The sequence below is a fragment of the Paraburkholderia kururiensis JCM 10599 = LMG 19447 genome (assembly GCF_003986935.1).
GTDB classification, from domain to species: Bacteria; Pseudomonadota; Gammaproteobacteria; order Burkholderiales; family Burkholderiaceae; genus Paraburkholderia; species Paraburkholderia kururiensis.
In genome coordinates this window covers 18,057-41,680 of record NZ_RJZE01000010.1, presented here as the reverse complement: position 1 = coordinate 41,680, position 23,624 = coordinate 18,057, and the positions used below count along the sequence as shown (strand labels likewise).

Below are 23,624 nucleotides of genomic sequence, written 5' to 3'. Positions count from 1 at the left end.
GGTGCGGCGAATGGGAGCATGCAGGGCGCGCAGGCGCCTGCTGCGCACGCGTCGCGCCTCTTCGGCGGCGACTGGCTCGAATGGATGCCGCCGGTTGCGCTCTGGGTGATTACCGCCGCGTTGATCGTCGCGCACCAGGGCACGGTGCTCACGCTCGCGTTTCCCGTGCTCGCCACGGTCACGGGCGTGTGGCTCTATTTCCGCAGCCCCGCGCGCTACGTCGGCTTCATGTGGTGGACCTGGTTTCTGAGCCCGGAGGTGCGGCGCCTTGCCGACTACGGCAAGGGCGGCTTCACGCCCACGAGCCTGATCCAGATCGCGCCGCTCGCGGTGACCATGATCAGCGCGCTCTCGCTGCTGCGCTACTACCCGGTGCTCGCCCAGCGGCGCGGGCTGCCGGTGCTGCTGATACTGGGCGGCATCGGTTATGCCTTCATCGTGGGCGTGGTGGCAAGCGGGCCGCTCGCGGCCACCTACGACCTCGCGAACTGGATCTACCCGGTGCTGATCGGCTTTCACATCATGGCCAATACGCGCCAGTATCCGCAGTATCGCGACACCATCGTCAACACCTTCATCTGGGGCATGCTCGTGATGGGCGCCTACGGCGTGGTGCAGTTCTTCATCATGCCGCCGTGGGACGCCATGTGGATGATCGGCTCGAACATGAACTCGCAGGGCGACCCCGTGCCGTTCGGCGTGCGCGTGTTCAGCACGATGAACTCCTCCGGCCCGTTCGCGTTCGCGATGATGGGCGCCATGGTGCTCGTGATGGCCGCGCAGCATCGCTTTCGCTGGGTGGCCGGCGCGCTCGGCTTCCTCTCGTTTGCGCTTTCGCTCGTGCGCTCGACATGGGGCGGCTGGGTCATCGCGCTCCTCATCCAGCTCATGAAGTCGAACAACCGCGTGCGCGTGCGCATCGTGGCGAGCGGTGTGCTGCTCGCGGGCCTCAGCGTGCCGCTGCTTGCCGTAGGCCCCGTCGCCGAGCGCATGCAGGCGCGGCTCGACACGCTCGTGAACCTGCGCGACGACCAGAGCTACGCCGCGCGCAACGAGTTCTACGCCAACTTCGCCAAAACCGCGTTCACCGACGTCACGGGCGAAGGGCTGGGCGCCACGGGCGCCTCGACCAAGCTCTCGAGCGACAGCGGCGAACTGGGCAAGTACGGCAGTTTCGACAGCGGCGTGATGAACATTCCGTTCGTGCTCGGCTGGCCCGGCACGCTGCTCTATCTCGCCGGCACGCTGTGGCTGCTCGCGCGGGCCGTGCGGGCGTCGTTCGCGCTGCGCGAGGACCGTTATGCCTCCGCGTGCCTGAGCCTTGCGCTCGCCATCTTCGCGATGCTCGTCTTCACCAACTCGCTTGTGGGTACCGGCGGCCTGCTGCTGTTTTCAAGCGTGTTTTCCATTCTTTCCGCGGCACACTGGCAGAAATCTCAGAAAGCCATGCGCAGACGTGCCGCAACGCTCAACGGAGGCACCTGATTGAGAGTCGCCATCGTCACCCATGTGGTGCGCCACAACGACGGCCAGGGGCGCGTGAATCACGAGATTGCGCGGGCCGCGCTCGAAGAGGGCATGGAGGTCACGCTGGTGGCCTCGCACGTCGCACCGGAACTGCTCGCGCATCCGCGCGTGCGCTGGGTCTGCGTGAAGCCCGGCAAATGGTGGCCCACCAACCTGCTGCGCCAGCAGGTTTTTGCCGCGAAAAGCGCGCTGTGGCTGCGCGCGCATCGCAGCGAATACGACGTGCTGCACGTGAACGGCTTCATCACGTGGGCGCGCGCGGACGTGAACACCGCGCACTTCGTGCATAGCGGCTGGGCGCGCAGCCGGTACTACCCGTTCGGTATCGGCCGCAGCCTGTGGTCGTCGTATCAGTACGTCTATACGCGCTGCAATGCGTGGCTCGAACGCTGGGCCTATCGGCGCTCGCGCGTCATCACGGCGGTGTCGAAGAAGGTGGCTGACGAGATTCGCAGCATCGGGCTCACGCCTTCCAACCGGCTCGACGTGATCTACAACGGCGTGGATACGCAGGGCTTCGCCGCGGCGAGCGGCGACCGCGCGAAATTCGATTTACCCGCCGACGCGTTTCTGCTGCTTTTCGTGGGCGACCTGCGCACGCCGCGCAAGAACCTGGGCACCGTGCTCGAGGCACTGCGTGTGTTACCGCCGCGCGTACAGATTGCCGTGGCCGGCTACCTGCCGGGCAGCCCGTACCCCGAGATGGCCCGCAAGCTCGGCATTGCGGACCGCGTGCATTTTCTCGGTCTCGTGAAAGACATGCCGGCGCTCATGCATTCCGTGAACGCCTTCGTGTTTCCTTCGCGCTACGAGGCGATGAGTCTTTCGCTGCTCGAAGCGATGGCAGCGGGCTTGCCTGTCGTGACCGCGCGCACCGCGGGCGGCGCCGAGATCATCACGCCCGAATGCGGGATCGTGCTGGAAGACCCCGACGATCCGCACGCGCTCGCCGAAGCCGTGGCGCGCCTTGCCGATTCATCGGACCGCTGCGAGGCCATGGGGCGTGCCGCGAGCGAACTGGCCACGCAGTTCGGCTGGACCCGCATGGCGCAGCAGTATCTCGCGCTCTACCGGCAACTTGCAGACGGCGAGGCGGGCCGCCGCGCCGAAGCGCCCGACGCGGCGTACGCGCAATAGCGTGAAGCACTTAAGACGTGGCGAACGGGCGCCCACGCCCGGATACACATCAGCAAGCAACCCATGCAAAACGACAAAGGAACAGCCATGACCACCCGTTCAATCAAGTCGCTACAGATCGGCATGCACTGGTTTCCCGAGCGTGCCGGCGGGCTCGACCGCATGTACTACTCGCTCGTCGGCGCGCTGCCCGGCGCGGGCGTGGAAGTGCGCGGCGTCGTGGCGGGCTCGCCGCGCGTGGCGGCCGATACGGGCGGCGCCATCAACGGCTTCGGCTCCGCGTCGCAGTCGCTGCCGCTGCGCCTCATGGCCGCGCGCCGCGCGCTGCGCCGCGAAATTCGCCGGCATCGGCCCGACGTGATCTCGTCGCACTTCGCGCTCTATACGTTTCCCGGCCTCGACGTCACGCGCGGCATTCCGCAGGTCTCGCACTTTCAGGGACCGTGGGCCGACGAGAGCCAGGTGGAAGGCGCCGACTCGCTCGGCCAGCGCATGAAGCGCTACCTGGAGCAGTCGGTCTACGAACGTTCGTCGCGGCTCATCGTGCTTTCCAATGCGTTCGGCCAGATCCTCACGTCGCGCTACGGCATTCCGCCGGAACGCGTGCGTGTGGTGCCGGGCTGCGTCAACGTCGAGCAGTTCAATCTGCCGATGTCGCCAGCCGATGCGCGACTCAAGCTGCAACTGCCGCAAGGCCGGCCCATCGTGCTCGCGGTGCGGCGGCTGGTGCGCCGCATGGGGCTCGAAGATCTGATCGACGCCGTCGCGCTGCTCAAGAAGCGCGTGCCCGATGTGCTGCTGCTGATCGCAGGCAAGGGGCGTCTCGAAGGCGAGCTGCAACGGCGCATCGACGAAGCGGGGCTCAGCGACAACGTGAAGCTGCTCGGCTTCGTGCCCGATGCGCATCTCGCCGCGCTTTATCGCGCCGCTACGATCAGCGTGGTGCCCACGGTGGCGCTGGAGGGCTTCGGGCTCATCACGGTGGAGTCGCTCGCGTCGGGCACGCCGGTGCTCGTTACGCCGGTGGGCGGGCTGCCTGAAGCCGTAGCGGGCCTGTCGCAGGATCTGGTGTTGCCGTCGACGGGGGCATCCGCGATTGCCGATGGCCTCGCTGCCGCGCTGCGTGGCGCGCTTCGTTTGCCGGACGCCGAGGCCTGCTACGCCTACGCGCGCGACAACTTCGACAACGCGGTGATCGCGAGGCGCGTGGCGCAGGTGTACGAGGAGGCGATCGCCGAACGCGTGCATTGAGGTGGAGCGGGACGCGGGCCGTGCGGCATGGCCTGCGGTCTGCAATGCGACGTGGCGACGTGGGGTGACGTGGCAACGTGGTTTTTTTCGCTGCGCTATCGGGCGAAGACATCGAGACAGCAGGCAAGGGTGGGTGAGGGCACCTCTACCCAGCACCCTTGCCAACCGCCTCTTCCGATCAGAACGTTTCGTGGATTTGATTACGCGCGAGATCGGCCTGAACCATCATCTGGCACAACTGCTCCAGCGAGGTCTTCGGTTCCCAGCCGAGCACGGCCTTGGCCTTGTCCGCGCAGCCGATCAGCAGGTCCACCTCCGCAGGCCGATAAAAGCGCGGGTTCACGCGCACGAGCACCTTGCCCGTGGCCACGTCGATACCCGTTTCGCGTTCGTCCTTGCCCGACCATTCGAGCTGATAGCCCGCCGCGGCGAACGCCATGCGCACGAAGTCGCGCACGGTTTCCGTGCGGTTCGTGGCCAGCACGAAGGTGTCCGGCTCCGCGGCCTGCAACATGCGCCACATGCCTTCGACGTATTCGAGCGCGAAGCCCCAGTCGCGCTTCGCGTCGAGGTTGCCCAGTTCGAGCACGTCGCGCTTGCCGAGCTTGATCTTGGCCACCGTGTCCGTGATCTTGCGCGTGACGAACTCGCGGCCGCGCAGCGGCGACTCGTGATTGAACAGAATGCCGCTCGACGCGAAGATGCCATACGACTCGCGGTAATTGATCGTGCTCCAGTGCGCGAACAGCTTCGCGACGCCATAAGGGCTGCGCGGGTAAAACGGCGTGTCCTCGCGCTGCGGCACGGCCTGCACCTTGCCGAACATTTCGGAGGTCGAAGCCTGGTAGTAGCGCGTGGCCGGATTCACGATGCGAATGCCTTCCAGCAGATTCAGCGCACCCACGCCCGTGACTTCCGCCGTCGTGACGGGCTGGTCGAACGACACGCCCACGAAGCTCTGCGCCGCGAGGTTGTAGAGTTCATGCGCCTCGGCGCGTTCAAGCAGCCGCAGCGTGGAGCCGAGATCCGTAAGGTCGTGCTCCACGAGTTCCAGATGCGGATGATCGAGCACGCCCAATTCTTCCATGCGCCAGAAGTTCACGGAACTCGTGCGCCGGTAGGTGCCGGTCACGTGATAGCCCTTGCTGAGCAGCAGCTTCGTGAGATATGCGCCGTCCTGCCCGGACACGCCGGTGATGATCGCTTTGCGTTGATTGCTCATGGAATGTGCCTTCCCTATGTCGGAGAAAAAGTGTGCGCCCGAATGCTCGGGCCGTGCGTGTCAGGACTCAGGACCGGCCGCCGGGAACGTGCCCATGCGAGGCCGCGCGTTCGCCGCTGGTTTCGACAAGGTCTCGCGCGTGGCGTGCCGCGCTGCTCGCCGTTCGTCCGTCACCCAGAAGTTTCTGCACGAGCGGATCGATCACTTCGAAGTCGTGTCCGGCCTTCAGCCGGTACAGCTCGGGCTTCGGATGGGCGCCGTCGGACATCATGAGTTTCCAGTCGGCAAGCGTCTGGATCGACGCGTAGTGATCGACGAGCGGCACGTGCTGCTCCTGGGCGACGCGCCGTGTCATCGCGACCATGGCGCCCAGCTTCGCGTTGAGGCGGCCATCGGGCATCGGGTTCGACGTTTGCAGCACGGGCAGCTTGCCTGCGGCGAGCGCGTCTTTCACGAGCGCGGTTTCGGCGGCATAGAACTGCTCGGGCGTCTGGTTGCGCATCACTTCGTTGATGCCGTAGTTGAGGGTCACGATCTGAGCCGGGGAGGACGCAAGGCGTTCCTTCCAGGGCGGATTGCGGCTGCTGCCGTCCAGCAGCTGGCTCGCCATCGTGCCGCCAATGCCGTAGTTCGCGACGCTCACGCGCTCGCCGTGCGCGGCGCGCAGGTCGTCCTGCAGGTAAGTCACGGCGTTTTGAGGACGCGGGCCGCATCGGCCGTCCGCGCACGAAATGCCGAGCGTGGTGGAATCGCCGTAGGCTTCTATCACGACGTTGCCGTTGCTCTTCGCTGAATCGTTCGCCGAATCGTTCGCTGTAGCGGCGAGCACAGTCGAAGGGGTGGCGCCTGCGTTCAATGCCGAGACACATGCGGCCATGGCTATCGCGGTGCGGCGAAGATCGCGCGTTGCCGCTTCACGCCGCACGCACGAGGTGGCGTGCTTCATCAGACGCTGGGTCAGGAGCTTCATGGGACGCTTCATGCGCGCGTTCTCGCCGCAGCTTGTGCAGTTGATGAGGCTTGCATCGCCGAGGTAGACCGCTCATGCGCTGACGTTGCCACTGGCGTACGCCCTGTGCCGAAGATGAGCCGACGCTCGAACGCGAACCAGCTCAGGCTCGCATAGACGAGCGTGATGGCAAGCGCAATGCCCGCGCTCGCGAGGCGGCTGTGACCGAGCGGCCACACCGCGTAGAGCACGGTGAGGTGGATCAGGTAAATCGTGTAGCTCACCGTACCGATGTAGACCAGTACCGGATGGCACAGCACGCGCTTCACGATGCCTTTCGATTCCAGCGCGATCACGACGATCGACGTGCAGAGCACGAGCGAAATGCTGTAGAGCGCCGCGTTGGAGAGCGGCGTATTGGCCGCCCGAAAGCGCGGAAAGTGCAGATGCAGCCATGCGAGCACCGCGAGCGCCGCAACGAAGCCGAACACCGCGAGCGGCTTGAAGCGGCCAATCGCCTGCGAATCGCGTCGCGACACCACCGCGAGCAGCGCGCCCGCGGCAAGCAGATCCATGCGGAACGGCGTGAGGTAATAGATGGGCCAGAACGTATCGAACCACGGCGTAGCGAGCGCGCGCAGCAACGGCACCACGACGATCAGCGCCGCCGCAACGAAACCCAGCGCACGTTCGGAAACGAGCAGGACCACGAACGGCCAGACGATGTAGAACTGCTCCTCCACAGCGAGCGACCACAGCACGTTGAGGCTGTCGTGCCCGCTCTGGCCCAGTGCGTCGCCGATGTTGGTCGCAAAGAACGTGTACCACGGCCAGTACCTGGCCCAGCCGAGCCCGAACAGCAGCGACGACACCACCATGAGCAGCACGTACGGCGGCAGGATGCGTCGCGCGCGGCGCGCATAGAAGTAGCCGAAATAGGACACCTGGCGCGCCTTGCGGTCGAGCAGGATGCCGGTGATCAGAAAGCCGCTCAGCACGAAGAAGAGATCCACGCCCATCCAGAGCGGCGCCTTCAGCGCATGCTGCGCAAACACGGCGAGCACGGCGATGGCGCGCAGCCCGTCGAGCTGCACGATGCGCCGGCTGTGGGAGGGCGGGGCAGGCAAAGTACTCGCTGTCATGAACCGTCCACGAAAGTCGAAAGAAGCACGCGCAGAAGCAGCGGAAAGCCTCAAAGGGCGGCAGCCGTCTTTGCGTGCAATTCGATTCTAGGGAAAAGAAAATGGCGAAAAAACGGAAATGAAACAGCGTGAAACAACGATTGAATCCGATGAATGGCGAAAACCTTTCCGGTAATTCATTACCCATTCAGCCGAAAAGATGTAAAACCGCCCGGGATAGGGCTGGCGCGGGAAGGGAATATGTCACGCCCACGTCATTTCATCGTGCATTGATGATCTTCGGTTTTTAACGAAATGACCTTTCAATCCTCTTCGCTGAAACGAATATTTTTGAATTATTTTCGATTTTCGTCGCGGAGATTTTTCCGCTTACTGTGATGCCTGTCCACGCGGACCGCCAGCCGGCCCGACGACCTCGGCGGTCCTCGTCGCCTCATCGCACGCTTTACTGACTGGAGGATGTGCTTGCCGCCGTTCGTCTTGCCATTGCGTTCGCCGCTTCGTTTTCAGTTGCGTTCGCGTCCCGACGCGTCGATCAGGCCGCTCGCGGCCACGCTCGTCTGTGCGTTCATGGCGGCATGCGCCGCCATCGCGCCGCACTCTGCACACGCACAAGCAGCCCACGCACAAGCCGAAGCGAAAGCGCTCGACGTGAAGACCTCGTGGATCGGCAACACATTCGGGTACGGCGATGGCACGTGGGTGCAGATCAACATCACGGCGATCGCTGTTGCGCCGGAGGGCAAGGTGTACACCAATGCGCCGTGGGACGAGAGCGGCGCCGAAATCAGCGTGTATCAGAACGGCAAGGCGCTCGGCTTCGCGGGCGGCACGCACGGCTGGGGCAACAGCGGCGGCAACGCAATTGCGGTGAACCGGCGCTATGTCTTTGCGGCCGTGGCGGTGGGCAACGAACGCGGGCGCCTGAAGGGCGCCGGCATCTGGCCGGACAAAGGACACCAGTGGTACGGCATTACGCGCCGCGAGATTGCAGACCCGAAGCAGGCGGCGCCTTTTCAGCCGCAGGCGCAACAGCAAGCACAGCAGCAGGCAAAAGCCGCTGATCCGCATGCAAGGCTCGCCGCGAGCTTCCTGATGGTGAACGACGTGCCCACGCCGGGCACGAGCCCGGCAAACGCAGCGAGCGACGACAGCGCGAACCGCACCGGCACGACCAGCGAAATAGGCGGGCTCGCTGCGAACGACACGACACTTTACGCGGCCAACACGGCGCGCAATCGCATCGAGGTCTACGACGCCGAGTCGATGATGCTGAAGACGAAGTGGGACGTACCCGAGCCGGGCCGCATGGCGCTCGCGGCCGACGGCACGCTCTGGGTGCTTACCGGTACACACAGCGGGCGCGCGCCGCGCGTGGCGCACTATGCGGCCTCGGGCCGGGCCATCGACGACACGTTCGCCCTGCCCGCCGACACCGTGCCCGTCGATATCGCCGCGGATTCGCAAGGCCGCGTGCTGATTGCCGACAACGGTCCGCGCCAGCAGGTATTGATCTACAGCCGCAGCGCTGGACGTTATACGCAAACGGCGACGCTCGGCGAGCGCGGCGGCATCTTCGCGGGCATAGCAGGCCGCCCGGGGCCGCAGCGCTTCAACGGGCTCACGGGCGTGGGCGTGGATGCGCGCGGCAACATCTACGTGTCCACCAACGGCATCGGGCCGCCCGATAGCGCGAGCGGTCACAACGGCCCAATCGGCGCGGGTCTGGGCGCCACGCTCGAAAGCTATGCGCCCGACGGTCAGCGGTTGTGGCAATTGCAAGGGCTGCTGTTCGTGGATGGCGCGTGGGTGGATCCGTCGCGGCCGGACAGCGTCTACACGGGCAACAAGCGCTTCGTGCTCGACTTCTCGAAGCCGGTGGGCGAGGAGTGGAGCTACGCGGGCTTCCTCTCGAACCGCTTCCGCTATCCCGAAGACCCGGTCTTCAACACGGACCAATGGCCAGGGCTGCCCACGGTGCGCAGGCTCAACGGCCACACGTTCCTCTACCTCACCGACATGTATGCGGACCACCTGAAGATCTATCGCTTCGACCCGCAACGTGAAGGCGAGACCGCGATTCCCTCGGGCTTCATCGCGGGCCGCGCGAAGGCCGTGGCGCGCGTGCCGAATGCGCCGCCCGGCGGCGACTGGATCTGGCGTGACGGGAACGGCAACGGCCGCTTCGACGCCGACGAATTCGGCCTCAACACGAGCGGCACGAAGCTCGCGGGCGGCTGGGGCTGGTGGATCGACACGGCCGGCGACATCTGGCGCACACGCGACGCGAAGGGGATCTTTCGCTTTCGCTTCGGCGGGCTCGATGCGAAGGGGAATCCTAAGTATTCGTACACGGACCTCACCGCGTATGCGGTGCCCGCGCCGTTCACTGAATTGCGCCGCGCGATCTACGAGCCCGAGACGGACGCGCTTTACGCCACCGGCTACACGCCGGAGGCGCCGCCAGACCGTGCGTTCTGGAAAGAAGCGGGCCGCGTGCTGGTGCGCTACGACCACTGGTCGAGCGGCAAGCCCGAGGCGCGCTACACCGTCACGCTGCCGTGGAACACGCAGTCGAAGCCCATTGCCACGGCCATCGGCGTGACGGTGGAAGGGCAGTACCTGTTCGTGGTCGAGCCCGTGGGCGTGGTGCACGTCTACGACAAGGCGAGCGGCAAGGAAGTGGGCATGATCCGGCCGGGCCCCGAGGTGGGGCACGCATCGGGCTGGGTGGATGTGCCGTTCGGCGTGAGCGCCTACCGGCGCAGCAACGGCGAGTACCTCGTCTTCGTGGAGGAAGACGCGCGAGGCAAGGTGATGATGTATCGCTGGAAACCGGCTTGATGGGTCGTTGAAGCCGATGCGGGCATGCAGGCCCGCACGTTCGCCAACAACAGTCACGACCCGCCGCGACCCAGCGCGAATATTTTTCTGTACGGGAAAACCCGGCTGCGCCGATTTTTTACGTGCTTTACTGCAGCGCGGCCTGCACGGCAGGCCGCCCGTTTCGGGCGAAGCCCGCCCTGGGCGCATGCACTTTCCACGCAAAGGCTTCATCTGATGGACAAAGGCATCCTCAAGAACGTCGCAATCAATTTCTTCGGGCTCGTGCTGCCGACCTTCGTGTCGCTCGTCACGGTGCCGTCGTACATCCATCTGCTCGGCGTGGAACGCTATGGCGTGATCGCGCTCGTGTGGACGCTGATTGGTTACTTCAGCGTGCTCGACCTCGGCATGAGCATGGCGGCGCAAAACCATATTTCGAAGGCGCGTGCCTCCAGCGATGAAGACGAATGCGCCGACGTGTTCTGGAGCGCCTTCTGGCTCAATCTGGGCACCGGCGTGATTGGCGGGCTCCTCATCTACTTCGGCGCGTTCATCTATACCGCGTACTTCACGAAGGTGCCGCCCGCGCTTCAACACGAGGTCTACATGGCGCTGCCGTGGCTCGCCGTGGCCATTCCGGTAGCGAACGTGTCGTGGGTGTTCGCGGGCGCCATCAATGGCGCGGAACGCTTCGGCATCTACAACACGAACCAGACCATCGGCACCTTTCTGTTCCAGCTGCTGCCGCTCGGCGCCGCCTGGCTCATCGCGCCGAACCTGCAGAACGTGATTGCGGCGGCCGTCGTGGCGCGTCTCATTGCGGCCTGGCTGCTCGGACGTTCGGCGCTGCGCGTGCTGGGTCTCACGCGCATGCGCGGGCCACGGCTCGGTACGTCGAAGGCACTCTTCAGCTTCGGCGGATGGATGCTCGTGGCGAGCGTGACCAACATGGTGGCCGAATCGCTGGACCGCGTGCTGCTGGGCACCGGTCTGGGCGCGCGCTTCGTTACGTATTACACGGTGCCGCAGAACCTCGTGACGCGGCTCAACATCGTGCCCAACGCGCTCGTGCGCACCTTGTTTCCGCGCCTGTCCGCCGTGCGCCGCGACCATGCCGACGAGATCGCGCGCCAGTCCCTGGAATTCCTGAATGGTGTGTTCACGCCGGTCGCGCTCGTAGCCACCATCGTGCTGGAGCCGTTTCTGCGGCTGTGGGTGGGCAACGTCATCGCAAACGAAGCGGCACCCGTGGGCCGCATTCTCATCATCGGCGTGTGGCTCGTGGGGCAGGCCAGCGTTACGCGCATTCTCATCCAGTCGCAGAACAACCCCGCTGCGGCCGCGCGCGTGGGGCTCATCGAACTGCCCATCTTCGCGGGGCTGTTGTGGTTCGGCATCGCGCATTTCGGGCTCGCGGGCGCGGCGGTCGCGGTCGTGACGCGTGCGCTGTTTGACTACGTGGTGCTGCTGTACCTGAGCCGCATTCACATGCGGCCCATTCTGCTCGACATGCTGCCGCATCTCGCGTTTCTCGCGGGCAGCCTGTATCTCGCGAGCCTCGTGCCTACGCTTGCCATGGCCATTGCCGCCTGCGCGGCGGTGGTGGCCGCCAACGTTGTGTGGTCGGTCACGACGACACCCGCGCTGCGCGAACTGGCCCGTTCGCTTCTGGTGCGGCTGAATCCGAGGAAAAGCGCATGAATCCCGAACTGCTCGAACCCACCGCTCTGCAACCGGTGCCGCTCGCGCGCACCGAGGTTTCCGATGCCGCCGTGACACCGGCGGTGGCGCGCCGGTCCATACCGGCACGCCGCGCGCGTGCGGGCAACCGGCCCGTGCGCATCGCGATCGTGCACGATTGGCTCGTCACCTATGCGGGCGCCGAGCGCGTGCTCGAACAGATCGTGGCGTGCTTTCCCGAGGCGGATCTCTTCGCGCTGGTCGATTTTCTCGACGACCGCACGTTCCTGCGCGGCAAGCCCGTGACGACCTCGTTCATCCAGAACCTGCCGTTCGCGCGCGCGAAGTACCGCTCGTACCTGCCGCTCATGCCGCTTGCCATCGAGCAACTCGACGTTTCAGGCTACGACGTCGTCATCTCGAGCAGCCACGCGGTCGCCAAGGGGGTGCTGACGGGACCGGACCAGATCCACATTAGCTACGTGCATTCGCCGATCCGCTATGCGTGGGACCTGCAGCATCAATACCTGCAGGAATCGAAGCTCACGAACGGGCCCAAGTCCGCCGCCGCGCGTTTGATCCTGCATTACATCCGCACGTGGGACATCCGCACGGCGAACGCCGTGGACCACTTCGTCGCCAACTCGGAGTTCATTGCGCGGCGCATTCACAAGGTCTACCAGCGCGACGCGCAGGTCGTGTTTCCGCCCGTGGACGTCGAGGCATTCACGCTCAACACGCAGAAGGACGACTTCTATCTCACCGCCTCGCGCATGGTGCCGTACAAGAAGATCGACCTCATCGTGGAGGCCTTCGCGCAGATGCCCGAGCGCAAGCTCGTGGTGATCGGCGACGGCCCCGACATGCAGAAGATTCGCGCGAAGGCCGCGCCCAACGTCGAGATCATGGGCTATCAGCCGTTCGCTGTTCTGCAGGATCGCATGCGTCGCGCGAAGGCATTCGTGTTCGCGGCCGAAGAGGACTTCGGCATTTCAGTGGTCGAAGCGCAGGCCTGCGGCACGCCCGTGATCGCGTTCGGCAAGGGCGGGGCGCTGGAGACTGTGCGCGATCTTTCGGAGCCGAAACCCACGGGCCTCTTCTTCGACGAGCAACGCGCCGATTCGATCGTGGCCGCCGTCGAGGCATTCGAGTCCAACGCACGTGCGTTCTCGCCGATGGACTGCCGGGCGAATGCCGAGCGCTTTTCCATCACGCATTTTCGCGAACGCTTCTTTTCGCTCGTGCGCTCCGCCGTGCCTGCACTCGAAGGCGCGACGCTGCCCGCGCTGGGGCAGCCGCCCGGCCTCGATGAATCGAAGCCTTCGGCCGCGGCTCGCGCGCTGCGTGTGCTCGCGGTGGACCAGAGCGGCGTGCTGGGCGGCGCCGAACTTTCGCTGCTCGAAATCGTGAAGGCGCTGCGCGAGCGTATCGAAGTGGTGCTGTTCGAAGACGGACCGTTTCGCACGGCGCTCGATGCCGCAGGCGTTACGGTCAACGTGCTCGAGGCGGGCGCATTGCGTGCCGTGCGAAAGCAGGGCCGTGCGTTGCCGAAGGGCAAGGTGCTGGCGAGCGTCGTGAGCCTTGTGCGCAAGACCGCGCGACGCGCGCAGAGCGCCGATGTGATCTATGCCAACACGCAGCGCGCCATGGTGATCGGCGCGCTGGCGGGCCGACTCGCGAAGCGGCCCGTGGTCTGGCATCTGCGCGACATCGTGAGCCCCGCGCATTTCGGCGCGGTGCAGCGCACCATCATCAAGTGGTGCGCGAAGTTCGGCATTGCTCACGTCATCGCGAATTCGCATGCATCGGCGAAGGCGTTCGCCGCGCTCACGCAGTTCGACGAATCGCGCATCGACGTGGTGTTCAACGGCATCGACGAAGCGCCGTTCGAGGCCCTGCGCGAGGTGCCGCCGGCGCGCTTGCGGGCACGCCTGGGGTTGCCGCAGGACGCTTATCTGGTCGGCTCGTTCAGCCGCCTTGCGCGCTGGAAAGGGCAGCACGTGCTGCTCGAAGCGATGGTGCTCAACCCGCAGATGCATGCGGTGCTGGTGGGCGCGCCGCTGTTCGGCGAAGACGCTTACGAAGCAGAACTACGTGCCTATGTGCTCGCGAAGGGCCTCGGCGAGCGTGTGCATTTTCTCGGCTTTCAACGCGACGTCGCGGCCTGCATGTGCGCCGTGGATGTCGTCGTGCATACCTCGATCACGCCCGAGCCTTTCGGGCGTGTGGTGGTGGAAGGCATGCTCGCCGCGCGCCCGGTCGTAGCCGCGCGCGACGGCGGCGTGCTGGAGATCGTGGAAGACGGTGTGAACGGCCTCTTGTGTGCGCCCGGCGATGCGCACGCGCTGGCCGATACGCTCGCCGAACTGCGCGCGGACACCGGGTTGCGCGAGAGGCTGGTCGCCAACGGCTTGCAGACCGCGCGGCGGCGCTTCGGCACGAAGACTTATGTGGACGGCGTAGAACGCATTTTGCGAAAGGTCGCTGCCCCGCAGGCGAAGGGGTAGCTTCAATCACGGAGCATCGGTCATGGTGGCGGAACAGAAGAAACAGAACAAAACAGGGACGCGCCAGCGCGCCGGCGAATCTGCCGAACAGCGGGTCGCGAAAGACGTTCATGAACGGGTTCGTACAGCGGGTCTCACGCGTATTGCTCGCGCTGTGATGGTTGTGGCGATGGCGGCCACGGTCGGCACCATGGCAACCATGGCACCCGATGCTCACGCGCAATACACCACCGACTGGCTCGCGAACACCTACGGCACAATCGCCGCGCACGTGGGCAACGGCGCGCGTTCCATGTGGGTCTCGCCCGAAGGCGTGATCTACACCTCGTCGTTGTGGGACGAGAACGAAGGCGGCGTCGCGATCTACCAGAACGGTCAGAGCGCAGGCTCGATCGGCATTCACAGCGAGTTTCAGGGCAGCGCGATCACGGGCAACGTCACGTCGATCTTCGCGGCGCTCCAATACAGCACGACCTACGGCAGCGGCGCAGTGGGCCGCTATAACCGCACCACAGGCACGCGCGATCTGCTGATCCAGGTGAGCGCGTGGAACGCGGTGACGCGCGGCGACGTCATCACAGGGCTCGCCACGGCGGGCTCGCTGCTGTACGCCAGCGATTTCCCAGGCAACCGCGTGCGCGTGTACACCACCGACGGCACCTGGCAGCGCGACATCAACATCACGGGCCCCGGCGCACTCGCCGTGGACAGCACCGGCAACCTCTGGGTCGCGCAGCAGAGCGCGGGCACCGTGACCGAATTCAGCCCGACCGGCCAGTTGCTCAACACGATCCAGATGGCGACGAACGCACGCCCGTCTGCGCTGTACTTCGACGCATCGTCAGGTCAACTGATGGTGGGCGACGAAGGACCGGACATGAACATCAAGCTTTACAACGTCGCCGCTACGCCGACGCTCGTGGGCATCTTCGGCGTGACGGGCGGCTACCTGGACAGCACGACCGGCGTGAAAGGGCAGGTGGGCCCCAAACGCTTCACCCGCGTGGTGGGCATCAGCAAGGACGCCGCGGGCAATCTCTACGTGCTCAACAATCCCTGGGGCGGCGGTTGGGACCTGGGCCGCAACGGCGCCACCGACATTCACTCGTACGATCCGGCGGGCAATCTGCGCTGGAAGCTGCAGGCGCTCAATTTCGAGGCCGCCGCTGCGCCCGATCCGGTCACTGACGGCGCGTTCTTCTACAGCGGCAACGAGGTCTACACGGGAACGGCGGGCGGCACCTATGTGGCGAACACCATCGATCCGTTCACCTATCCGACTGATCCGCGGCTCGACATGAACGACACGCAGCGCGGCCAGCACTTCGGCCAGCTCGTCGCCGTGAACGGCAACCGCATTCTGGTCGCGTCGGGCCAGAACCCGGGCGCCTTCAACTTCTATCACTTCAACCCGGCAAGCGGTTACGTTGCGATACCGGACGGGTCGCTGCCGGGCACCGCGTTCAATACGACGCGACAGGTCACAGGCGGCTTCTGTATCGACAGCCGTGGCGATATCTGGGCGGGACTCGACCGCACGAACCACATCTATCACTATCCGCTTACCGGTTTCGATGCGAGCGGCAGGCCCACATGGGGCACGCCCGTTACGATCCGTATTCCGACGAGCGTCCGCCCGCTCACACGCATCATCTACCTGCCCGAGAGCGACACGATGATCCTCGCGCAGGGCATTGCGGGCAGTTGGGACTGGACGGCGATGAGCACGCGCATCGAGGTGTATCACGGGTGGAACGCGGGCAACACGACCACGCCGAATCCCGTCATCACGCTTACGAGCGCCAATGCGAAGTCGATGGCAGCGGCGGGCCATTATCTCTTCCTCGGCTACGTGCATACCGTGCCGAACATCGACGTGTTCGACCTCAACACCGGCGCGCTCACCACTACGCTCGTGAATAACAACACGAGCGCGATGGATGTGGGTAACGACGTGGACTCGATGTATGGCGTGCGCGCCTACCTGAGCTCGACCGGTCAATACGTGATTACGAAGGACAACTACAACGGGTCGAGCCTCGTGGTTTATCGCTGGACGCCTTGAGGCGTTGCCAGCGGTTTGGCCGCGCGCGGCTTGAGCCTCGCGGACCAGCGCATGGCAGGCAGTTCGACGATGCGATAGAAGAGCCAGGCCACGGGCAGCACGGCGAGCATGAAAGCGAACGACGGCCAGATCGCAAGCTGCAGTTCGGAGCGGAAGAACAGCGAGCCGAGCAGCACGAAGATGGGCAGATGGATCAGATAGAGCGAGTAGCTGAAGTCGCCGAAGCGTGACAGCACGCTGAGCGCGAGCCCCGGCGCACCGTTGCCTGTGCGTGCCGCCGCGCCGCGCGAGGCCGCTTGTGCCGCTTGTGCCGCTTGCCGGCCAAGCGCCGCGTAGAGCCAGCACGCGAAGCCCGTGGCCCAAAGCTGGAATGCACCGTACTGGCCGAAGTGAAATGCGCCGCAGCCCAGCACGATGAGCGCGGCCGCAGCGGCATACCAGAGGCGCGACGGCTGCCGACGCGGCATAGCGGCGCCCGATGCGACCGGTACAAAGGCCGCTGCAGGCCGCATGGCACCCGCGTCGGCAATCCACGCGCCCAGCATCCACGAGAGCCAGTACGACGTGAAGAACTGCAGATCGTGCCGCTCGAGCAGCCAGGCCGAGGCCACGTTGACGAGTGCGACGAGCGCCACGAGCGCAGGCATGCCAATCCGCTTTCTGAGCGCGAACACGAGCGGATAGACCGCGTAGAACTGGATTTCGAGCGAGAGCGTCCAGAGCGCGCCGTTCGAACCATAGGTCTTGCCGGCCACGCCTTGCAGCGAGAACAGATTGACGAGGAACGCCTGCAGCCCGATGTCGCGAATCTTGTGGCTCACGGGCGGCAGTTGCAGGCTGATGGAGTCGAGTACGAACGTGAGAATCAGGGCGGCCAGCAGCACCGGATAGATGCGCGCGAAGCGGCGCGCCCAGAAATTGAGGGTAGGGAGGCGGTAGCCTGGTTGTGCCGCGAGCCGCTGGGCGCCGCCGCGGTGAATGCAATAACCGCTGATCACGAAAAAGATCGGCACGCCGGCAGAACCCCAGGCAACCGGCAGCGTAAGCCACGCGGCAATTGCGCCCGGCGTGAGCGCGTGTCCCATTGCCTGATGGAAGCTCTGCATCCCGACCCACACCACCTGGCGGCAGTGGAAGTAGGCGACGAGCAGCGCTGCGAAGCCGCGCATGGCGTCGATGAGGTGTTCCTTGCCGGCTGCCGCATCGACATGGAGCGTGTCGCGAAGCGTTTCGCGGACGGCGGCGACGCGCAGGGACGAACCGGCGGCATCGAGTGCGGGATCGCTCATTCGGGTCCTCGTGACGGATAACGGGTGATGACAGGCGCGTCGATGCGCCTGCCCCAATCGTAGTGCAGCGGGATGGCCAAAAATGCAGCGAAAAAATGGATAAAAAATCGCGTTGTAACCTGACACAAAGATATCGCCCGGAAATAAAGCCATTCACAGGAAGCGGGCTCTCGGCGGGATTTCGTCCTGAATTATTTGCCGTTTTTTTCGTGATAACTTGAATCTTGGTGAATCTCGCATTCTTCTGTTCAAGGGTAGAGCCATGAATCTGCATCTACTGGCGGGCATTGCCGTCATCCTGATTCTCGTGGCCGCTTCGGCCTACCGGGAAGCCTTGCGCAACGAGCCGATCCGGCGCTTTACGACGTCTTCCGGCAAGTTGCCGGACGCCGACGAAACCGAGTAGACTGGCGCTCTGCTCGGGTATGCGTGGCATGTCGTGTGCGTTATGTCGGCGAGGCCATTCAGGCCGGAAAATCATGCTGCACCGCAATTTTGCCGGCTGCAAATCTTTCCGGCGGCGGTATCCACATGAGTTCGGTTCCGCGCATACCACCTATTTTTTTCCTGCTAGCGTATTCAAAGAGGCAATGAATACGCCATGTCACAAAAATAATTTCCACCAGACTTTTCGGGGATGCCGGCTCGCCGCTGCACTGGCGTGCCATATATCGGCAATCGATGGGGGAATACCTGCAATGCTAAAAGTTACCAAAGCTGTCTTTCCTGTGGCTGGTCTCGGGACACGCTTTTTGCCCGCTACCAAGGCAAGCCCGAAGGAAATGCTGCCCATCGTGGACAAACCGCTGATCCAGTACGCGGTAGAAGAGGCGATCGCGGCGGGCATCACGGAGATGATCTTCGTAACGGGCCGCAGCAAACGCGCCATTGAAGACCATTTCGACAAGTCGTACGAGATCGAGGCGGAACTCGAAGCACGCCGCAAGGACAAGCTGCTCGAACTCGTGCGCAGCATCAAGCCGAGTCACGTGGATTGTTTCTACGTGCGCCAGCCCGAAGCGCTGGGCCTGGGGCACGCGGTGCTGTGCGCCGAAAAGCTCGTGGGTGACAGCCCGTTCGCCGTGATTCTCGCGGACGACCTGCTGCACAGCACGACGCCGGTCATGAAGCAGCTCGTCAACGTCTTCAACCACTATCACAGCTCCGTGGTGGGCGTGGAGACGATCGCGCGCGAGCACAGCCGCTCGTACGGCGTGGTGGACGGCCGTGAATGGGAAGAGGATGTCATCAAGCTTTCGGGCATCGTCGAAAAGCCGGCTCCGGAAGTGGCGCCGTCGAACCTCGGCGTGGTGGGGCGCTACGTGTTGATGCCGACCATCTTCAAGCACATTCGCGCACTGAATCCAGGCACCGGCGGTGAGCTGCAGCTGACCGACGCGCTGCAATCGCTGCTCGCCGAGGAACAGGTACTGGCGTACCGCTATCACGGCACGCGCTTCGACTGCGGCAGCAAGATCGGCTACCTCAAGGCGACGGTGGAGTTCGCGCTGCGCCACCCCGAAGTCAAGGACGAGTTCGAGGAATATCTGCAGGCGTATCTGCCCACCCTGATCACGGCGGCGGCCGCCTGATTCCGGGGCCGGCTCCGGCTACCGGGGCCGCCACAGCACAAGTCATTCTCGAGTTCAAACGGGCGACCGGTCAGCAACCGGTCGCCCGTTGTCATTTCGTCTTCCCGATCGACACGAACACCTGCCCGGGCGGTGCGGCGCTTCGTAGCACGGCAGTTTTTCCGCGTCATGAAGGTGTGGCCAGGGAAAGCACCAGGCATCGCGCGAAATTCGTGTTTCATGCACGGTTCGCATCTTTCGAAGTCCAGAACAATGGGTCGGAAAATCGTGCCGTCCAGCGCGCACACATTCATCAGATCATAGCGCTTCGCGCTTGAACTAAAAGAACAATCTAAAGAGGTTCAGAACGTCTGACGCTCACCGTACCTAACGCCTGACGGCACAGGCGCGCACGCACGACCTTGCACGCAACGACAATTGCGCGAGGCGGACATTGAGCCAAATCAAATGAACGACCCTGCGTTTCGTCTCGCATCGGCACCAGGGAAAGCGCGCAGGAATCTCGTATTCCTAAAGATAAAAAACGGCTCGCCGTTAACTTGCCTAGCCATCCTGGGTCCGTATATCGCAATCGTTTTACGGATGTCCGGAAGGCCGCCCTTGTTCAACTCCTTGGGAAAAGGAATCTCAAATGCGCAAACTTCTGAAGGCATTTGTCCGCGACGAACGTGGCGTAAGCGCCATGGAGTACGCCATCATGGCCGGCATCGTTGCTGTTGCACTGACCGCTGTCGGAACGGCATTCAACACGAGCATCGGAAACCTGTTCACGGGTCTCTTTACGAAGATCACCACCGCTTCAGGAAGCTGATTCGTCTGGCGAGGGGAGTCTGCCGCGTGCCGGTTCCCCTGCTTGCATCATGCCGTTACTTTCTCTCGCCCTTCGGGCTGTGGCGCTGGCCGTGCTGTTCTCGCTCGCCGTCATCGACGTGCGCGCGCGACGCTTGCCTACGCGATCCGTGCTCGCACTCGGGCTGCTTTTCTTCGCGGATGCGCTCGTGGTTCACCGCAGCGCGTCCGATGTGCTGTCTCACGTGGCGCTGGCCGGCGTGGTCTTCGCGGTCTGTGCCGTATTGTTCGCGCTCGGCTGGATGGGCGGCGGCGACGCCAAGCTGGCCGCGGCGATCTTTCTGTGGGCGGGCCTGCCGCTCTCGTGGCCCGCACTCGTGCTGATATCGGTGAGCGGCACGGTAGTCGCGCTCGTCAGCCTCGCGACGCAGCGTCTTGACCCGCAGCATCGGGCGCGAGCGGTGCGGGCGCTGGCGATGTTTTCGGGCACGCGCGGCGTGCCCTATGGCGTTGCGCTCGCTGCGGGTGGCACGGCCGTGATCGGTCTGCCCGCGTGGTTCTCGCTGCTGGCTGTGCGATAGAAGGGGCCCGCCATGTCGAACATCATCAAGATTCTGCTGCTGCTCGTGGGCGCCGTACTGATCGCGTTGATCGTGCGAACGGTCGTGGCGAGCATTTCGCATCCCGCGGCTCAGGCCGTGTCCACCGTGAAGATCCGCGTGAGCGCGGCAGATTTGCCGCAAGGTCTGCTGCTGCGCGACGACGACCTCGCCTGGAAAGACGTGCCAGCAGGCAACGTGCCGGCCGCTGCCATCATCGCCAACGCGCCGAACGCCATCGAATTGAAGGGCGCGCTGCTGCGTCACGCAGCCGCGGCGGGCACCGTGCTCGGCCCCGACGAGGTGATTCTGCCGAGCGCGCCGGGTTTCCTCGCCGCGACACTCAAGCCCGACATGCGCGCTGTCTCGGTCGCGATCGACGATGTGTCCGGCAACGCCGGTCTGATCCAGCCGGGTGATTACGTGGACCTGCTGCTCACCCAGCAGATGGACCACCGCACGGATTCTCCGGACCTCGCCGTATCGAGCGAAACCGTCGTGGAGCGCGTGCGCGTGCTGGCGGTGGGCTCGGAACTGAGCCGCCCGAAAACGAGCGACGCCCCCGACGCCAACAACCGCGCGCGCACCGTGACGCTGGAAGTTACACCGCACATGGCCGAAGTGGTGTCGGTCGCAGCGCGCCTCGGCAGCCTGTCGTTCGCGCTGCGCAGCTTCGCGAAGGCGAGCCGCGAGGCCGACGCGGCCTCCGCCGTACCGGCCTCGGGACCGCTGCAGGCACGCCCCGTCTGGGCGGGCGACATCTCGAGCGCGGTACGCGAATTGCCGGCCCCGCACATGGCGCGCGCCCCGCAAGGCGCGCCTGTTGCCGTCGCGCCCACGCCGAAGTCCGTTGTCATCTATCGCGGTTCGGAACGCTCGGACAACCTGGGTGGCGGCAGTGCCGGCACGCCGCCGCTGCCCTCGACCATGGCGGCTGCTGCGGCGGCCCTGTCGGGCAACGCCGGCATGCCGGCGGGCGGCCCGCCGCCGGCGCCGGGCGCACCCGAGCAACCCACGCGTTGACGCGCATGGTGCCTTTTTCAGGAACCCGAAGCATGAGCCAGCCCTATAGTCCGATTCGCAGCGCCGCGCCGTACGCCGGAACTCGACGCGCGGCGTGCCGGGCGCGCGTCTGGGCACGCGTCTGGGCGTTCATCCGGGCGGCCGGGCTCGCGTGGGCCGCGCTCACGTGGATCGTGCCCGCGCAGGCGGCTGCGCCGCAGGGCGAGGCAACGGTGGCCGGTCGTCAGGCGATCGGCGCAAACAGGAAGGAAGCTGCCGCATCGCGCAGTTCACACGACACGCACGAAACCAACGCGGCGCGCGCCGAACTCCCCGCATACGGAAGCGGACCGCTCGCCGTCACCGCGGGCAAGGGCACCTTGCTGCGGCTCAATGAGGACGCCACCTCGGTTTTCGTAGCCGACCCCAATGTGGCCGACGTCCATGTGCCGTCGCCGCGCGCCGTGTTCGTGCTCGGCAAGAAGAGCGGCACCACGACGCTCTATGTGCTCGGCCCCAACAACCGCACGCTGCTGCAACGCGCGATCACGGTTTCGCGCGACACCGACGCGCTGCGTGCCGCACTCGCCGCGCGCTTTCCGAACCTGAAGCTCTCCGTGACGGAAGGGGTGGGCTCGTTGCAGATTGCGGGGGACGCCGCCAACGCCGCCGATGCCGACGCCGTCGTCCAGGCCGTCACGCCCTGGCTCGACGACAAGGAGGTGCTGATCAACCGCATGACGGTGGCCCGGCCGCTCCAGGTGCAGTTGCTCGTGCGCATCACGGAAGTGGACCGCAACGTCACGCAGCAACTGGGCATCAACTGGCAGTCTATCGGCAATGCTACGGGCAACTGGTTCGGCGGCGTTTTCAGCGGCCGCCCGATCTTCACGACGACCAATGGCGTGACCGCGGCCAACCTGCCGACGAACAACGCATTCTCGCTGTTCGGCGCGTTTTCGACCGCCCACAGCAGCCTCCAGGTGCTGATCGACGCGCTCAACGAGGAAGGTCTCCTCACCGTGCTCGCCGAACCGAACCTGGTCGCGCTCTCGGGGCAGACGGCGAGTTTCATCGCGGGGGGCGAATTTCCGATTCCGGTCTCGCAGGTGAACGGCGCCATCACCGTGGATTTCAAGCAGTTCGGCGTGAAGCTCGACTTCACGCCCACCGTGCTCGCCGACAACCGCATCAGCCTCAAGGTGCGCCCGGAAGTGAGCCAGATCGACACCTCGGTCAGCGTGACCACGGGCGGCATCACGGTGCCGGGTCTCTCGGTGCGCCGCGCGGATACCACGGTGGAACTGGGCAGCGGCCAGAGCTTCGCGATTGCGGGCCTGCTGCAAAGCGTGACGAAAGACACGGTGTCGCAGTTGCCTGGCCTCGGCTCGATTCCGATTCTCGGCAAGCTGTTCTCCTCCACGAACTACCTGAACAACAAGACCGAACTCGTCATCATGGTGACGCCGTACATCGTGCAGCCCACCCAGGCCGCGCGCCTGCGCTCGCCGCTCGAATCGCTGCAGTCGCCGGCCAACGACATCGAATACAGCTTCGGCCGGCGCTTCGGGCATACCCCGGGCGACGGCACGGCGAGCAGCGCCGAACCCCGCCTCGTGGGCGCGGCCGGCTACGTCTACTGAGAGGCCCGCCATGACACGCGCATCGTTTCCGTTCGAACCCGTTCGCTGGCTCGTCATGTGCGCCTGCGCCGCGAGCCTCGCGGGGTGCTTTCATCCGCCGCGCGACATGCCCGACACCTCGGTGCTCACGCTGCGCGGCAACACCGTGATGCCGCCCGACTGCGAGCGCCTCTCGCGCGCCTCGGTGGCGATCGATGCGGGGCACGTGCGGCCGCGCATGGAATGGGGCTGCGCCACGTACACGAATCTCGCCGCGCAGATCGCCAATCCGCGCGACCTCGTGGCGCCGCAGCCGCTCGGCCCCGCGGATGCGGCGATGGCGGCCTCCGCTGTGCGCCGCTACGAAACGGGCAAGCTGACGCCGCTCGACCCGACCACGTCGCGCGACGCGAAATAACGCACGC

Annotated in this window: 19 protein-coding genes; 14 read left to right on the top strand and 5 right to left on the bottom strand. The window is 65.1% G+C overall.

The features are described from left to right. The first annotated feature begins 18 nt into the window (after positions 1-18). The 3 genes from PKKP23_RS13605 (at position 19) to PKKP23_RS13595 (ending at position 3,915) form a co-directional block, all read left to right on the top strand. Positions 19-1,485, top strand: a complete 1,467-nt coding sequence (locus PKKP23_RS13605) for an O-antigen ligase family protein (protein WP_240659007.1) — start codon at positions 19-21, stop codon at positions 1,483-1,485. Beyond that, positions 1,486-2,664 carry a glycosyltransferase family 4 protein gene (locus tag PKKP23_RS13600; protein WP_176048979.1) on the top strand — a complete coding sequence of 393 codons (1,179 nt, stop codon included), beginning with the start codon at positions 1,486-1,488 and terminating at the stop codon, positions 2,662-2,664. It abuts the gene before it with no gap. An 87-nt stretch (positions 2,665-2,751) separates the two neighbouring features. After that, the gene (locus PKKP23_RS13595; RefSeq protein WP_126877287.1) at positions 2,752-3,915 is read left to right on the top strand and encodes a glycosyltransferase family 4 protein; all 1,164 of its coding nucleotides are present in this window, start codon (positions 2,752-2,754) and stop codon (positions 3,913-3,915) included. Between the two features lie 178 nt (positions 3,916-4,093). On the opposite strand, the gene gmd is transcribed toward PKKP23_RS13595, so the two are convergent. The 3 genes from gmd to PKKP23_RS13580 form a co-directional block, all read right to left on the bottom strand. Beyond that, on the bottom strand, positions 4,094-5,137 hold the full coding sequence (gene gmd / locus PKKP23_RS13590) for a GDP-mannose 4,6-dehydratase (RefSeq protein WP_017773923.1): 1,044 nt from the start codon (positions 5,135-5,137) through the stop codon (positions 4,094-4,096). Positions 5,138-5,204: 67 nt separating this feature from the next. Beyond that, complete coding sequence (locus PKKP23_RS13585) at positions 5,205-6,014, bottom strand: SGNH/GDSL hydrolase family protein (RefSeq protein WP_126877403.1); 810 nt, start codon at positions 6,012-6,014, stop codon at positions 5,205-5,207. A gap of 101 nt (positions 6,015-6,115) precedes the next feature. Next, positions 6,116-7,228, bottom strand: coding sequence for an acyltransferase family protein (locus PKKP23_RS13580; protein ID WP_126877286.1), 1,113 nt, complete (start codon positions 7,226-7,228; stop codon positions 6,116-6,118). Between the two features lie 570 nt (positions 7,229-7,798). Here PKKP23_RS13580 and PKKP23_RS13575 point away from each other — a divergent pair. The 4 genes from PKKP23_RS13575 (at position 7,799) to PKKP23_RS13560 (ending at position 16,306) form a co-directional block, all read left to right on the top strand. Next, a complete protein-coding gene (locus tag PKKP23_RS13575; protein ID WP_126877402.1) occupies positions 7,799-10,072 on the top strand; it encodes an NHL repeat-containing protein in 2,274 nt (757 codons plus the stop codon). A 216-nt stretch (positions 10,073-10,288) separates the two neighbouring features. Next, entirely contained in the window at positions 10,289-11,755 is a 1,467-nt protein-coding gene (locus PKKP23_RS13570) for a flippase (protein ID WP_126877285.1), read from the top strand. Continuing rightward, the gene (locus PKKP23_RS13565) at positions 11,752-14,241 is read left to right on the top strand and encodes a glycosyltransferase family 4 protein (protein ID WP_126877284.1); all 2,490 of its coding nucleotides are present in this window, start codon (positions 11,752-11,754) and stop codon (positions 14,239-14,241) included. The genes PKKP23_RS13570 and PKKP23_RS13565 overlap by 4 nt, the downstream gene beginning before the upstream one ends. Before the next feature lie 190 nt (positions 14,242-14,431). After that, entirely contained in the window at positions 14,432-16,306 is a 1,875-nt protein-coding gene (locus tag PKKP23_RS13560; protein ID WP_240658994.1) for an SMP-30/gluconolactonase/LRE family protein, read from the top strand. On the opposite strand, the gene PKKP23_RS13555 is transcribed toward PKKP23_RS13560, so the two are convergent. Further along, positions 16,288-17,595: an acyltransferase family protein gene (locus PKKP23_RS13555; RefSeq protein WP_126877282.1), complete on the bottom strand. Its 1,308-nt coding sequence runs from the start codon at positions 17,593-17,595 to the stop codon at positions 16,288-16,290. The two genes, PKKP23_RS13560 and PKKP23_RS13555, sit on opposite strands and share 19 nt — an antisense overlap. 262 nt (positions 17,596-17,857) lie before the next feature. Between PKKP23_RS13555 and PKKP23_RS34115 the strand changes: the two genes are divergently transcribed. Next, positions 17,858-18,001 (top strand): hypothetical protein, encoded by a 144-nt coding sequence (locus PKKP23_RS34115; RefSeq protein WP_017773931.1) that lies wholly within the window; start codon positions 17,858-17,860, stop codon positions 17,999-18,001. Positions 18,002-18,059: 58 nt separating this feature from the next. Here the strand turns inward: PKKP23_RS34115 and PKKP23_RS33755 are convergent, their stop codons facing one another. Next, entirely contained in the window at positions 18,060-18,218 is a 159-nt protein-coding gene (locus tag PKKP23_RS33755) for a hypothetical protein (protein ID WP_161978107.1), read from the bottom strand. 75 nt (positions 18,219-18,293) lie between these two features. Here PKKP23_RS33755 and galU point away from each other — a divergent pair, with 75 nt between their 5' ends. The 6 genes from galU (at position 18,294) to PKKP23_RS13525 (ending at position 23,617) form a co-directional block, all read left to right on the top strand. After that, on the top strand, positions 18,294-19,187 hold the full coding sequence (galU, locus tag PKKP23_RS13550) for a UTP--glucose-1-phosphate uridylyltransferase GalU (protein ID WP_026121272.1): 894 nt from the start codon (positions 18,294-18,296) through the stop codon (positions 19,185-19,187). Positions 19,188-19,818: 631 nt separating this feature from the next. Further along, on the top strand, positions 19,819-19,998 hold the full coding sequence (locus PKKP23_RS13545; RefSeq protein WP_017773933.1) for a Flp family type IVb pilin: 180 nt from the start codon (positions 19,819-19,821) through the stop codon (positions 19,996-19,998). A gap of 49 nt (positions 19,999-20,047) precedes the next feature. Next, positions 20,048-20,557, top strand: coding sequence for an A24 family peptidase (locus PKKP23_RS13540; protein ID WP_168724568.1), 510 nt, complete (start codon positions 20,048-20,050; stop codon positions 20,555-20,557). A gap of 12 nt (positions 20,558-20,569) precedes the next feature. Further along, a complete protein-coding gene (gene cpaB / locus PKKP23_RS13535) occupies positions 20,570-21,598 on the top strand; it encodes a Flp pilus assembly protein CpaB (protein ID WP_126877281.1) in 1,029 nt (342 codons plus the stop codon). Positions 21,599-21,651: 53 nt separating this feature from the next. Continuing rightward, entirely contained in the window at positions 21,652-23,220 is a 1,569-nt protein-coding gene (locus PKKP23_RS13530) for a type II and III secretion system protein family protein (protein WP_420873226.1), read from the top strand. A gap of 10 nt (positions 23,221-23,230) precedes the next feature. Continuing rightward, the gene (locus tag PKKP23_RS13525) at positions 23,231-23,617 is read left to right on the top strand and encodes a CpaD family pilus assembly lipoprotein (RefSeq protein ID WP_017773936.1); all 387 of its coding nucleotides are present in this window, start codon (positions 23,231-23,233) and stop codon (positions 23,615-23,617) included. The last annotated feature ends 7 nt before the right edge of the window (positions 23,618-23,624 follow it).

Bases quoted from the DNA above. Each gene is read 5' to 3' on its own strand.
- PKKP23_RS13605 (WP_240659007.1), top strand. From the start codon at position 19: ATGCAGGGCGCGCAGGCGCCTGCTGCGCACGCGTCGCGCCTCTTCGGC.
- PKKP23_RS13595 (WP_126877287.1), top strand. From the start codon at position 2,752: ATGACCACCCGTTCAATCAAGTCGCTACAGATCGGCATGCACTGGTTT.
- gmd (WP_017773923.1), bottom strand. From the start codon at position 5,137: ATGAGCAATCAACGCAAAGCGATCATCACCGGCGTGTCCGGGCAGGAC.
- PKKP23_RS13585 (WP_126877403.1), bottom strand. From the start codon at position 6,014: ATGGCCGCATGTGTCTCGGCATTGAACGCAGGCGCCACCCCTTCGACT.
- PKKP23_RS13580 (WP_126877286.1), bottom strand. From the start codon at position 7,228: ATGACAGCGAGTACTTTGCCTGCCCCGCCCTCCCACAGCCGGCGCATC.
- PKKP23_RS13575 (WP_126877402.1), top strand. From the start codon at position 7,799: ATGGCGGCATGCGCCGCCATCGCGCCGCACTCTGCACACGCACAAGCA.
- PKKP23_RS13570 (WP_126877285.1), top strand. From the start codon at position 10,289: ATGGACAAAGGCATCCTCAAGAACGTCGCAATCAATTTCTTCGGGCTC.
- PKKP23_RS13565 (WP_126877284.1), top strand. From the start codon at position 11,752: ATGAATCCCGAACTGCTCGAACCCACCGCTCTGCAACCGGTGCCGCTC.
- PKKP23_RS13560 (WP_240658994.1), top strand. From the start codon at position 14,432: ATGGCAACCATGGCACCCGATGCTCACGCGCAATACACCACCGACTGG.
- PKKP23_RS13555 (WP_126877282.1), bottom strand. From the start codon at position 17,595: ATGAGCGATCCCGCACTCGATGCCGCCGGTTCGTCCCTGCGCGTCGCC.
- PKKP23_RS34115 (WP_017773931.1), top strand. From the start codon at position 17,858: ATGAATCTGCATCTACTGGCGGGCATTGCCGTCATCCTGATTCTCGTG.
- galU (WP_026121272.1), top strand. From the start codon at position 18,294: ATGCTAAAAGTTACCAAAGCTGTCTTTCCTGTGGCTGGTCTCGGGACA.
- PKKP23_RS13545 (WP_017773933.1), top strand. From the start codon at position 19,819: ATGCGCAAACTTCTGAAGGCATTTGTCCGCGACGAACGTGGCGTAAGC.
- PKKP23_RS13540 (WP_168724568.1), top strand. From the start codon at position 20,048: ATGCCGTTACTTTCTCTCGCCCTTCGGGCTGTGGCGCTGGCCGTGCTG.
- cpaB (WP_126877281.1), top strand. From the start codon at position 20,570: ATGTCGAACATCATCAAGATTCTGCTGCTGCTCGTGGGCGCCGTACTG.
- PKKP23_RS13525 (WP_017773936.1), top strand. From the start codon at position 23,231: ATGACACGCGCATCGTTTCCGTTCGAACCCGTTCGCTGGCTCGTCATG.